This is a genomic window from Streptomyces sp. NPDC059080, assembly GCF_042739975.1.
Classification (GTDB): domain Bacteria; phylum Actinomycetota; class Actinomycetes; order Streptomycetales; family Streptomycetaceae; genus Streptomyces; species Streptomyces benahoarensis.
On the sequence record NZ_JBHYGX010000058.1, the window covers coordinates 20,670 to 33,213 of the forward strand.

Annotated in this window: 8 protein-coding genes and 1 pseudogene; 7 read left to right on the forward strand and 2 right to left on the reverse strand. The window is 74.2% G+C overall.

Annotation, left to right across the window (positions count from 1 at the left end; genetic code table 11):
* Positions 1 to 63: 63 nt before the first annotated feature.
* From ACFWWQ_RS28035 to mfd, 3 genes are all read left to right on the forward strand, one after another.
* A complete protein-coding gene (locus ACFWWQ_RS28035; protein ID WP_384601806.1) occupies positions 64 to 1,140 on the forward strand; it encodes an LCP family protein in 1,077 nt (358 codons plus the stop codon).
* Positions 1,141 to 1,302: 162 nt separating this feature from the next.
* Entirely contained in the window at positions 1,303 to 2,430 is a 1,128-nt protein-coding gene (locus ACFWWQ_RS28040; RefSeq protein ID WP_384601808.1) for a cellulose-binding protein, read from the forward strand.
* A gap of 338 nt (positions 2,431 to 2,768) precedes the next feature.
* Positions 2,769 to 6,317 (forward strand): transcription-repair coupling factor, encoded by a 3,549-nt coding sequence (gene mfd / locus ACFWWQ_RS28045; protein ID WP_384601811.1) that lies wholly within the window; start codon positions 2,769 to 2,771, stop codon positions 6,315 to 6,317.
* 118 nt (positions 6,318 to 6,435) lie between these two features.
* Here mfd and ACFWWQ_RS28050 read toward each other — a convergent pair whose 3' ends face one another.
* Together ACFWWQ_RS28050 and ACFWWQ_RS28055 are read right to left on the reverse strand one after the other, a co-directional pair.
* Entirely contained in the window at positions 6,436 to 6,969 is a 534-nt protein-coding gene (locus ACFWWQ_RS28050; protein ID WP_384601814.1) for a chloramphenicol phosphotransferase CPT family protein, read from the reverse strand.
* Between the two features lie 53 nt (positions 6,970 to 7,022).
* Positions 7,023 to 8,525: a DUF2079 domain-containing protein gene (locus ACFWWQ_RS28055; RefSeq protein WP_384601817.1), complete on the reverse strand. Its 1,503-nt coding sequence runs from the start codon at positions 8,523 to 8,525 to the stop codon at positions 7,023 to 7,025.
* A gap of 196 nt (positions 8,526 to 8,721) precedes the next feature.
* Here ACFWWQ_RS28055 and ACFWWQ_RS28060 point away from each other — a divergent pair, with 196 nt between their 5' ends.
* The 4 genes and pseudogenes from ACFWWQ_RS28060 to ACFWWQ_RS28075 all read left to right on the forward strand — a co-directional run.
* Complete coding sequence (locus ACFWWQ_RS28060) at positions 8,722 to 9,453, forward strand: HNH endonuclease family protein (protein WP_384601820.1); 732 nt, start codon at positions 8,722 to 8,724, stop codon at positions 9,451 to 9,453.
* 241 nt (positions 9,454 to 9,694) lie between these two features.
* A complete protein-coding gene (locus ACFWWQ_RS28065; RefSeq protein WP_384601823.1) occupies positions 9,695 to 10,339 on the forward strand; it encodes a SurA N-terminal domain-containing protein in 645 nt (214 codons plus the stop codon).
* A gap of 68 nt (positions 10,340 to 10,407) precedes the next feature.
* On the forward strand, positions 10,408 to 11,466 hold the full coding sequence (locus ACFWWQ_RS28070; RefSeq protein WP_384601826.1) for a nucleoside triphosphate pyrophosphohydrolase: 1,059 nt from the start codon (positions 10,408 to 10,410) through the stop codon (positions 11,464 to 11,466).
* 177 nt (positions 11,467 to 11,643) lie between these two features.
* Positions 11,644 to 12,468 (forward strand): annotated as a pseudogene (locus ACFWWQ_RS28075) (cytochrome P450); the annotation flags it as partial.
* Between the last annotated feature and the right edge of the window lie 76 nt (positions 12,469 to 12,544).

Sequence of the window (12,544 nt, forward strand, 5' to 3'; positions counted from 1 at the left end):
CGTCGTGCGGGGCGCGGTACCGCTCGGGCTGCGGGAGTCGCCCGGCGCGCGGACCATACCGGTATGGAGCAGCTCGGGCAGGAGCCGCCACCGCCGTCCGCGACGACCTACCACGCCGGGCGGCGCGGCAGGCGCGGCGCCGACAGGGCCGACAGGGCCGCCGGGACCGGTCGGCGGCCCCGGCGGTGGCTGCGCCGGATCCTGCTGGCGCTGCTGGTCGTGGTGGTGCTGCTGGTCGCCGGGGCCGCGGCGCTGTACCTCTGGGCCGGCGGGCAGGTGCGGCACGTCGCGGCGATCGGCACGTACCCGGGCCGCCCGGCCGCGGGCGCGGGCACGAACTGGCTGCTGGTCGGCTCCGACAGCCGCGCCGGGCTCACCGCGCAGCAGCGCAAGGAGCTGCACGTCGGCAACGACGGCGGGCGGAACACCGACACGGTGATGGTGCTGCACACCGGCGCCCACGGCCCGTCTCTGGTGAGCCTGCCGCGCGACAGCTACGTACCGGTGCCGGGCCACGGCCGCCGCAAGATCAACGAGGCGTACGCGGACGGCGGGCCGCAGCTGCTGACCCGCACGGTGGAGCAGGCCACGGGGCTGCGCATCGAGCGGTACGCCGAGGTGAACTTCCTCGGCCTGGTGCAGGTCGTCGACGCGCTCGGCGGGGTACGGATCTGCCCGGAGAAACCGCTGAAGGACGCCCGGTCGGGCGCGGACTTCCGGGCCGGGTGCCAGCACGTCGACGGGCGGCAGGGGCTGGCGTACGCGCGGGCCCGCTACAGCGATCCGCAGGGCGACCTCGGACGGGTGACGCGGCAGCGGCAGCTGATGGCGGCGGTGGCGGACCGGATGCTGGGCACCGGGATGCTGCTCCATCCGTCCCGCCCGGTCCCGGTGGTGCGCACCACGCTTGCCGCGATCCGGGTGGACGACGGGGCCGGGATGCGGCAGCTGTGGGACCTGGGTTGGTCGATGCGGAAGATCACCGGCGGTGCGGGCCGGGCGGTGACGGTGCCGGTGGCGCGGCCCGGGGTGAGCGTCAGCGGTGCGGGTGATGTGCTGTTGTGGGACACGCCGAGGGCCCGGCTGCTGTTCCAGGCGCTCCACAGGGATGATCCCATTCCGACTTCTGTCACCAATTGACGCATCCTGGTGGGGTGGGAGTGGCCCACCTGTCGCCCTATGGGCGGTTCGGGCCGCTCCGGAGAGTCGAGTGCGGGGCGGCGCGTCGGCCGGACACAGCGGTCCGGACGGCGCACCGTCGTGGAGGGCGTGACGGTGCGCGCGCTGGAGAGGGGCTTGAGGATGAGTGCGTCGGTTTCGCCGCAGGGTTTCGTGACCGTGCGCGGACGCGGCTACCGCCCGGACGAGGTGGACCGCCGCGTCGCGGGCCTCACCGTGGACCGCGACTCGTGCTGGGAGCGGGTCGCGCAGCTCACCGAGGCGGCCGAGGAGCTGGCGGCGGAGCTGGTGGAGCTGCGCGCGTACGTCGCCACGATGCCGCCGCAGACGTACGAGTCCCTGGGCGAGCAGGCCCGGCTGATCCTCACCACCGCCGAGTCCGAGGCGGCGCGGCTGCGCGCCGACGCGGAGCGGGCCGCCGAGGAGCTGCGCGAGGCGACGGTGGCGTACGCGTGCGACACCGGGGAGGCGGCCGACGAGGTGGCGCACGCCCGGCGCAAGGACGCCGAGGGGCGCGGGCAGCGGGCGGTCGACGCGGCGCACGCGGACGCGGCGGCGCGGGTGGCGGCGGCGGAGAAGGACGCCGCCCAGTGGCACGAGGAGGCCACCGAGGCGCTCCAGGAGATGCGGCGCCGCACCGCCGCGACACTGGCCGACGCCGAGCAGCGGCAGGCCGACGAGTGGGAGGAGTGCGGCCGCGAGATCGCCGCGCGGGAGGCGGAGACGGCCCGCCGGATCGCGGAGCTGGAGGAGCACGGCCGGGAGGTCGTGGCCCTGGCGGAGCGGCGGCACGCGGAGACGGAGGAGGCCGCGCGCCACGGGCAGGAGGACGCCGAGGCCCGCGCCGCCGAGCTGCTGGCCCAGGCGGACGTCGAGGTCGAACGCATGGAGCGGGCCACCGCCCGCATCCTGCGTGAGCACCAGGAGGAGCGCGATGAGCTGCGCTCCCACATGACCCACGTCCGCAACAGCCTCGCGGCCCTGACGGGCACGGACCCGGGGGATCTGGCGGGGGCGGACAGGGACGGCACGGGGCCCGGGGCCGGTACGGCCGCACCGGGCGACGCCGGTGCTCTGGAGGCGACTGCCGGGGACACCGCCCCGGCTCCGGACGGCTCGGCGGGCCCCGCGACCGGCCCCGCCGCCGGGGATCCGCGTACCCCGGTCGACCCGGACGACGGGGACCCGCGTACCCCGGTCAACCCGGACGACGAGGAGACCATCGAGACGGAGCTGCCGCGGACGAGGTGAGCCGGTATGGCTCCCCGGCGGGCCGGGGAGCCCCGTACGGCGGAGTGCGGCCGGGCTGTGCAGCGGGAGCGGGCGCCCCGTACGGCGGGGTGCGGGCGCCCCGTACGGCGGGGTGCGGAGGCAGCGAGCGGGGCCGCCCGCCCGGTGGCCGGAGCCCGTCCGTCCGGTGGGCGGAGCCCGTCCGTCCGGTGGGCGGAGCCCGTCCGCTCGCGCGGCGGCCTGTCACCGGTCGGGCGTAAGGTGGGCAGCCCCGGCCCGTTCGACATGGGGACCGCCCTGGCCCGATCGACGCGCCGGGCTGTTCGCGTTGTTCGCCTCGCTGGGACGGAACCCCCCTCATGAGCCTTGCTGGTCTGCTCGACGCCGTCGTCAAGGATCCGGCGCTCGCCGAAGCGGTGCGGGCCGCGGCCGACGGCCACCGCCCGCATGTGGACCTCGTCGGCCCGCCCGCGGCCCGCCCCTTCGCGGTGGCGGCGCTCGCCCGGGACGCCGGGCGGACGGTGCTCGCGGTCACCGCCACCGGCCGGGAGGCCGAGGACCTCGCCGCCGCGCTGCGCACCCTCGTCCCGGCCGGCCAGGAGAACACCATCGTGGAGTTCCCCTCCTGGGAGACGCTGCCGCACGAGAGGCTCTCGCCCCGCTCGGACACCGTCGGCCGCCGCCTCGCGGTGCTGCGCCGCCTCGCCCACCCCAGCCCCGACGACCCGTCCACCGGCCCCGTCTCCGTCGTCGTCGCGCCCATCCGCTCCGTGCTCCAGCCGCAGGTCAAGGGGCTCGGCGAGCTGGTCCCCGTCAGCCTGCGCACGGGGCAGAGCGCCGATCTCGGCGAGGTCGTCGACGGGCTCGCGGCCGCCGCCTACGCCCGCGTCGAACTGGTCGAGAAGCGCGGCGAGTTCGCCGTCCGCGGCGGCATCCTGGACGTCTTCCCGCCCACCGAGGAGCACCCGCTCCGCATCGAGTTCTGGGGCGACGACGTCGAGGAGATCCGCTACTTCAAGGTCGCCGACCAGCGGTCCCTGGAGGTCGCCGAGCACGGCCTGTGGGCGCCGCCGTGCCGGGAGCTGCTGCTCACCGACGCGGTCCGGGAGCGGGCCGCCGCCCTCGCCGAGGCCCACCCCGAGCTGGGCGAACTCCTCGGCAAGATCGCCGAGGGGATCGCCGTCGAGGGCATGGAATCCCTCGCGCCGGTCCTCGTCGACGCCATGGAACTGCTGCTGGACGTGCTGCCCGCCGGGAGCATGGCCGTGGTCTGCGACCCGGAGCGGGTCCGCACCCGCGCCGCCGACCTCGTCGCCACCAGCCAGGAATTCCTCCAGGCGTCCTGGGCCGCCAGCGCCGGTGGGGGTGAGGCACCGATCGATGTGGGTGCGGCGTCCCTGTGGGGCATCGCCGACGTCCGCGCCCACGCCCGTGAGCTGGGCATGATGTGGTGGTCGGTCAGCCAGTTCGCCGCCGACGAGACCACCGCGCCCGACGCGGGCGACACCCTCACCCTCGGGATGCACGCCCCCGACGCCTACCGCGGCGACACCGCCCGCGCCCTCGCCGACACCAAGGGCCGGCTCGCCGACGGCTGGCGCTCCGTCTACGTCACCGAGGGCCACGGCCCCGCCGCCCGCACCGTCGAGGTGCTCGGCGGGGAGGGCATCGCCGCCCGCCTCGACGCGGAGCTGACGGAGCTGGCGCCGTCCGTCGTCCATGTCGCCTGCGGCTCCCTCGACACCGGCTTCCTCGACCCGGAGCTGCGGCTCGCCATCCTCACCGAGACCGACCTGTCCGGGCAGAAGGCCGCCACCAAGGAGCTGGGCCGGATGCCGGCCCGCCGCCGTAAGACCATCGACCCGCTGACCCTCAAGGCCGGCGACTTCATCGTCCACGAACAGCACGGCGTGGGCCGCTACATCGAGATGGTGCAGCGCACCGTCCAGGGCGCCACCCGCGAGTACCTCCTCGTCGAGTACGCGCCCGCCAAGCGCGGTCAGCCCGGCGACCGGCTGTACATCCCCACCGACCAGCTGGAGCAGGTCACCAAGTACGTCGGCGGTGAGGCCCCGACGCTGCACCGCCTGGGCGGCGCCGACTGGACGAAGACCAAGGCGCGGGCGAAGAAGGCGGTCAAGGAGATCGCCGCCGACCTCATCAAGCTGTACTCCGCGCGGATGGCGGCGCCCGGCCACACCTTCGGCCCGGACACCCCCTGGCAGCGCGAGCTGGAGGACGCCTTCCCGTACGTGGAGACGCCGGACCAGCTCACCACCATCGCCGAGGTCAAGGAGGACATGGAGAAGTCCGTCCCGATGGACCGGCTGATCTGCGGCGATGTCGGTTACGGCAAGACCGAGATCGCCGTCCGTGCCGCCTTCAAGGCCGTGCAGGACGGCAAGCAGGTCGCCGTCCTCGTCCCGACGACCCTCCTCGTCCAGCAGCACTACGGCACCTTCACCGAGCGGTACGGACAGTTCCCCGTCGCCGTCCGCGCCCTGTCCCGCTTCCAGACCGACACCGAGTCGAAGGCAACCCTCGAAGGGCTCAAGGACGGCGCCGTCGACCTCGTCATCGGCACCCACCGCCTCTTCTCCGCCGAGACGAAGTTCAAGGACCTCGGCCTCGTCATCGTCGACGAGGAGCAGCGGTTCGGCGTCGAGCACAAGGAGCAGTTGAAGAAGCTCCGCGCCAACGTCGATGTGCTGACGATGTCCGCGACGCCCATCCCCCGTACGCTCGAAATGGCCGTCACCGGCATCCGCGAGATGTCGACGATCACCACCCCGCCCGAGGAGCGCCACCCGGTGCTCACCTTCGTCGGGCCGTACGAGCAGAAGCAGATCGGCGCGGCCATCCGCCGTGAACTGCTCCGCGAGGGCCAGGTCTTCTACATCCACAACCGCGTCGAGTCCATCGACCGGGCGGCGGCGCGGCTGCGCGAGATCGTGCCGGAGGCGCGCATCGCGACGGCCCACGGCCAGATGTCCGAACAGGCCCTGGAGCAGGTCGTCGTGGACTTCTGGGAGAAGAAGTTCGATGTGCTGGTCTCCACCACGATCGTCGAGTCCGGCATCGACATCTCCAACGCCAACACCCTCATCGTCGAGCGCGGCGACAACTTCGGCCTCTCCCAGCTGCACCAGCTGCGTGGCCGGGTGGGCCGCGGCCGCGACCGCGGCTACGCCTACTTCCTCTACCCGCCGGAGAAGCCGCTGACGGAGACCGCCCACGAGCGGCTGGCGACGATCGCGCAGCACACCGAGATGGGCGCCGGTATGTACGTCGCGATGAAGGACCTGGAGATCCGCGGCGCGGGCAATCTCCTCGGCGGCGAGCAGTCCGGCCATATCGCGGGCGTCGGCTTCGACCTGTACGTCCGGATGGTCGGCGAGGCGGTCGCCGACTACCGCGCGTCGCTGGAGGGCGGGGTGGAGGAGGAGCCGCCGCTGGAGGTCAAGATCGAGCTGCCGGTCGACGCGCACGTCCCGCACGACTACGCGCCCGGCGAGCGGCTGCGCCTCCAGGCGTACCGGGCCATCGCGGCGGCGTCGAGCGAGGAGGACATCGCGGCGGTCCGCGAGGAGCTGACCGACCGCTACGGCAAGCTGCCCGAGCCGGTGGAGAATCTGCTGCTGGTCGCCGGGTTGCGGATGCTGGCGCGGGCCTGCGGCGTCAGCGACATCACCCTCCAGGGATCCCATGTCCGCTTCGGGCCGGTGGAGTTGCGCGAGTCCCAGGAGCTGCGCCTCAAGCGCCTCCACCCGCGCTCCATCCTCAAGCCGGCCACCCGCCAGGTGCTGGCGCCCCGCCCCACCACCGGCAGGATCGGCGGCAAGCCGCTGGTCGGCCGGGAACTCCTGGCATGGGTGGGGGAGTTCCTGACGACGATCCTGGGGGCCTGAGCGGGGCGGACGTTCGTGTACGGGCCGGAGGCGGCGGTGCGCCGCCGGGCCCGGCCGCGGTCTCCGGCCCAGGGCGGCCCGCCGCCCGGGCCCCCGCCCGGACAGGCGCGCCCGCCCGTCACCCCACCCGCTCCGCCACCTCCCGCGCGCACTCCTGCGCCGTGCGGCGGCCGGTGTCGACCTCGATGTCGTACGTCATCCCACGGTGGACGAGGGACGCCTGGGCGGCGGCCATGCCGGGGACGCGGTCGGGGCGGGCGCGTTCGCGGGCGGTGGCGACGGCGGCGTCGCAGCGGACGCCGACCCACAGGACGGGCAGATCGCCCAGCGCACGCTCCCAGGCGCGGCGCCCCTCGACGCCGCCGAGGAACACCTCGTCGAGGATGACGGGCGCCCCGGCGCGGGCGACCGCGGCGACGCCGTGCCGCCAGCTGTCCTGGAGCGCGTGGAAGGCGGCACCGGGCGTGACCGAGCCGTCCGGGCCGAGGACGAGGCCGTCGGGGTCGTCCCTCATTCCCGGCGGCAGCGCCTCGATCAGGCTGTCGACGCCGAACGTCAGCCACGGGCGTGGCAGGACGTCCTGGAGGGCGCGGGCCAGCGACGACGTGCCGGAGCTGGAACCGCCGTTGAGAACGATCACCTGGGGGGTCATCGCGCCACCGTAACGACCGCCGCCCGCCGCCGCCCCCGGTTTTCCGCCCGGCGTCAGGGCCCGGACGTCCGCCGCAGCACCACGAAGTCCGCGGCCGTACCGGACACCGCGTACCCGGTGTGCGGATGCCGCTGCTCGGCCTCGGTGCGGACCTGCTCCGGGGTGCGGCCGTCGGCGAGCTGCACGGCGACGTAGTCGGGGGCGATGCCGCGGGTGTCGCCGATCCAGAACACCCGGGTGCGGCTGACGAGCCGGGACAGCGGACGGATGTCGGCCTCGACGCTCGCGCCGTCCGGGACGGTCGCCAGCAGCCGCTCGGTGGCGGCGGCCTCCGGCGGGATCCGGTAGGTCGCCGACTCGGTGAGCCGGGCCAGCGGCAGCGTGGTGGTCAGCGCCAGCGCCGCGGCCAGACCGGCGGCCGGGAGCTGCCCCGCCAGCCCGCGCAGCCAGGGCCGCGGCGAACGCCGCGCGCACTCCAGCGCGTCGACGAGGGCGAGGAAGACCACCGGCATCAGCACCGCGTTGTAGTGCCAGTCGATGCCCCAGTAGTGCGGCTCGTGGGAGACGAACCGCCAGCCGAGGGTGGGCACCGCGGCCAGCAGCAGCGGGGAACGCAGCGCCAGCAGACCGGTGGTGGGCAGCAGCACCCACAGCAGGGTGTGCAGCGCGGTGCCCGCCCCGATCCCCGGGCCCGCCGCGCCGTCGCCGCCGAGCTTGGTCCAGTAGTCGTACGAGCCGGTGCCGTTGAACCCGGGGATGATCACGCCGAGGGTGACGGTGGTGGCGGTCAGCCCGAAGCCGACCAGCGCGACGGCGAGCGGCACCACCCGCCGCGCACGCACCAGCACCACCACGCCGATGGCGGCGGCGGTGACGCCCAGGTCCTCCTTGACCAGTACCAGCGGCGCCGCCCAGCACACCGCCGCCGTCCACCGCCCGCGCACCACCGCCTCCAGCGCGAACGCCAGCAGCGGCAGCGCGAAAGCGATCTCGTGGAAGTCGAAGTCGACGGCCTTCTGCACACCCCACGACAGTCCGTAGGCGACACCGATCGCCAGCCCCCGGGCCCGCCCCAGATACCGGGCGGCGGTGCGGGTGACCGGCACCGACGAGAGCGCGAACAGCGCCGCCTGCGCCGTCAGCAGCGTCATCGGCGAGGGCAGCAGCCGGTAGAGCGGCGCGAGCAGGATCAGCACCGGGCTGAAGTGGTCGCCCAGGATGTTGGTGCCCGGCCCCTTGAGATCCACGATCGGCGCCCCGAGGTGGGCGTAACCACGGACCGCCTGCTCGAAGATGCCGAGGTCCCAGGAGGCGGTGCCCATCGTGAGGTCACGCAGCAGCGACACCGTGGCGTACGCGGCGAAGAGCAGCACCGCCGTCCACCAGGGGTCGAGGCGCGGCGCACCCCACGCGGCGAGGCGGCGGGGGCCGCGCGCGGCGGGTTGTTCGTCGCGGGAGGCGTCGGGCGGTGCGGTCCGCTGCCCGGGCGGCACCCCTATCGCCGTGCCGGGCGCACCGGGGAAGGCGCCCGCCGCCGTCGCTGCGGCCGTATCCATGAGCGTCCTCCGTCTCGGCTTCCGAAAAGATACTCGAAGCCGTCGAACCGGACGGTGACGAGCCGGCGCGCACGAGCTCCCGAGGTTCCTGCCCGCCGGGCCGTCAGAGCGTACGTGTCCCCGCGGCGCGTACGCTCCTTCGCCGGACCGGCCACCGGGCGCTCCGGCGGCCCAGCTACCCGAGGGGACACCCGACTTGAACCGGATACGGACCGCGCTGCCCGCCGCAGCCGTTGCCGCACTGCTCGCCCTGACCGGCTGCTCGCCCACCGATGGGCCGGGCGGCAAGGACGCCAAGGACGGCGCGACGGCGTCCGGCGCGCCCGGTGGTGCGTCGGCGGCGCTGACCGAGCTGCCCGTCAAGAAGCGTGCGTCGCAGGACGGTTACGCCCGCGACCGCTTTGGCAGCGCCTGGGCCGACACCGACGGCAACGGCTGCGGCACCCGCGACGACATCCTCCAGCGCGATCTGCGCGACACCTCGCACCGCGGCAACACCTGCGCCGTCGTCTCCGGAACGCTCACCCACGACCCGTACACCGGCGGCACCATCCGCTACCGGCGCGGCAGCAGCAAGGTCGACATCGACCATGTCGTCGCGCTCTCCGACGCCTGGCAGAAGGGCGCCGCCCGCTGGGCGCCCCGCAAGCGGATCGCGCTCGCCAACGACCCGCTGAACCTCATCGCCGTCGAGGCGTCCGCCAACCGCAGCAAGAGCGACGGCGACGCGGCCGCCTGGCTGCCCGAGAACCAGGGGTACCGCTGCACCTATGTCGCGCGGCAGGTGGCGGTGAAGAAGAAGTACGGGATGTGGGTCACCCGCGACGAGAAGGCCGCGATGACGAAGGTGCTGAACAGCTGCCCGAGCGAGAAGCTGCCGGCGGGCGGCAACCCGACGGAGGCGCCGGAGCGGTTCAGGGCGAAGTAAGCGGTTCAAGGCGAAGTAGGGGAGGACGGGGGCGGAGAGTGGCCCCGCGGCCCCCCGCGTACCCAAAAACCTGGGGAATCGTTGGCCAACCGGTGGCCCGGGGCATCCGGACTCCTTACCATCATCAACGCCAGATCGATGAGATGCCCGCTCCCGGCACCCGCCGGGAGCGCCCCGCCCACCGCCGCCGCACGGCGTTCGCGCCGCGCCGTCTCGTTCACGATCTCTGCCGGGAGGCCCCGTGCTCCGCCGTAGGACAGTGCTCTCCGTATCCGTCTCCGCCGCCCTGCTGGCCGCGGCCCCGCTGCTCACCGCCTGCGGCAGCGACGCGCACCCCGGTGCCGCCGCGATCGTCGACGGCAAGCGGATCACCGTCGCCCAGCTCCAGGCGAAGGTGAAGGACGTACGCCGGGCCCAGAGCGAGTCCCCGCAGGGCGGTCAACTCATCTCCAGTACCGGCCAGTTGAGCCTGGCCACCCTCAACGGCATGATCTTCGAACGGGTCCTGGAACGCAGCGCCGACCGTGCCGGGGTCACCGTCTCCCGCTCCGATGTGCAGCGGTGGCGGACCACCTTCGAGAAGGAACTGGGCGGCCCGGACCGGCTGAAGGCCGTCTGGCTCCAGCAGCAGTCCGTCGCCCCCGACGAGGTCGACGCGACCGTCCGTAACCAACTGCTGCTGGACGGCCTCGCCAAGAAGCTCGGCGCCGACCGCGCCAGCGCCGAGGGCCAGCGCCGCCTCGTCGACAACCTCGCCCGCACCTCCCGCGCCATGGGCGTCGACGTCAACCCGCGCTTCGGCACCTGGAACGACCGGCGGGTGATCCTCGGTGCGACGAAGGACCCGTGGATCTCCCACGCCACGGGCGCCCGGCAGCAGGCGTAGAACCCGCGCCGGGGCCGTTGCCGGTTCGCGGCGCGGGCGCTGTCGGTGTGGTGCGCTACGTTCGAGGGGTGAACGCTGACGTCCCCACCGCCGACGCCGGAGCCGACGCCCGCCCCGAGGGCGGCACCGGGCGCCTGGTCCTGCTCACCACCAGCCACCGCGTCGCCCCCGGCCTGCTGTCCTGGAACGCCTGGCGGACGCTGCGCGCCGCCGACCGTGTGCTCTGCGCCGACGCCGCCCACCCGCAGCTGCCCTACCTGCGCGAGGCCGGGGTCACGGTGGAGTCCGCCGTACCCGGCGCCCGCGAGCTGGTCGACGACTGCGTCGCCGGGGACCGCACGGTCGTCGTCCTCACCTCCGCCGACGGCGAGAGCGCGCTGACCGACGGCCTGGCCCGCCTCGCCGGCTCCGGCCGCGAGACCATGCCCGACCTGGAGCTGCTGCCCGGCGCATATGACCTGCCGGGCGCCCGGCTGCTCGACCTCGTCCAGGTCATGGACCGCATCCGCACCGCCTGCCCGTGGACGGGCATCCGCACCCACGAAGACCTCGCCAAGTACGCCCTGGAGGAGACGTACGAGCTGGTCGAGGCCATCGAGACGGGTGATCGCGAGGCGCTGCGCGAGGAGCTGGGCGACGTCCTGCTCCAGGTCGTCTTCCACGCCCGCATCGCCCAGGACGACCCCGACGCACCGTTCTCGGTCGACGACGTCGCCGGGACGATCGTGGAGAAGCTGATCCACCGCCATCCGCATGTGTTCGGGGACGAGCCCGCCGAGACGCCCGAGGACGTCCGGGCGCACTGGCTGCGCACCAAGGCGGTCGAGAAGCGGCGCGTGTCGGTCACCGACGGCGTCCCGCTCACCCAGCCCGCCCTGGCCCTCGCCGCCAAGCTCGCCTCCCGTGCCCGCACGGCCGGTCTCGACGTCCGCCCGGCCGCCCCCGGCATCGGCTACGAACTCCTGGCCCTGGCTTCCCGCGCCGAGGCCGAGGGCACCGACCCCGAAACCGCGCTGCGCGCCGCCGCCCGCACCTACCGCGACGCGATCCGCGAGGCGGAGGGTCTGCCGCCGTCCGGGGCGGCGGAGATACCCGAGATACCCGAGATACCCGAGATGCCCGAGTAGGGGGCCAGGGAGCGGCGCGCCGCCGACGCCGGAGCGGTCCGCTGGTGCCGGATGGCGCTGCCGATGCCCGATCGGTCCGCCGGTGCCGGATGACGCCGCCGATGTCCGATCGGGGGTGCCGCCCACGGGACAGGCCGCGCGGTCCGCGCTGCCCCGAGCAGCGGTTACCGTCGAAAGGTGCACCACACGCCCGATGCCGCCGCCGGCTGCCCCGCGCACCCCCAGGCCGCCGCCCCGCCCGCCCCCGCCCTCTTCACCTGGGAGTTCGGCGCCGACCCGTACCCCGCGTACGCCTGGCTGCGCGAGCACGCGCCGGTGCACCGGACCGCGCTGCCGAGTGGCGTCGAGGCGTGGCTGGTGACGCGGTATGCCGATGCGCGGCAGGCGCTCGCCGACTCCCGGCTGTCGAAGAACCCGGTGCACCACAGTGAGAGCGCCCACGGCAAGGGCAAGGTCGGCATCCCCGGCGAGCGCAGCGCCAATCTCATGACGCATCTGCTCAACATCGACCCGCCCGACCACACCCGGCTGCGCCGACTGGTCTCCAAGGCGTTCACCCCGCGCCGCGTCGCCGCCTTCGCCCCGCGCGTCCAGGAACTGACCGACGCGCTCATCGACGGCTTCGCCGCCCGCGGCGAGGCCGACCTCATCCACGAGTTCGCCTTCCCGCTGCCGATCTACGCCATCTGCGACCTGCTCGGCGTCCCGCGCGAGGACCAGGACGACTTCCGGGACTGGGCCGGGATGATGCTCCGGCACACCAAACCGGGCGGTACCGGCGGCGGGCCGCGCGGCGGCGTCGCCAAGGCGGTCAAGAAGATCCGCGGCTATCTCGCCGAGCTGATCCACCGCAAGCGCGCCGCGCTGCCGCCCGAGCCCGCGCCCGACGAGGACCTGATCTCCGGGCTGATCCGCGCCTCCGACCACGGTGAACACCTCACCGAGAACGAGGTCGCCGCGATGGCGTTCATCCTCCTCTTCGCCGGTTTCGAGACCCCGATACAGGCAGGAGCAGAATTCGAGTTTATCGTCTAATCCGCTCTGACCTGCGGAAACGGCGATGCGAGGCCCTCGTTCC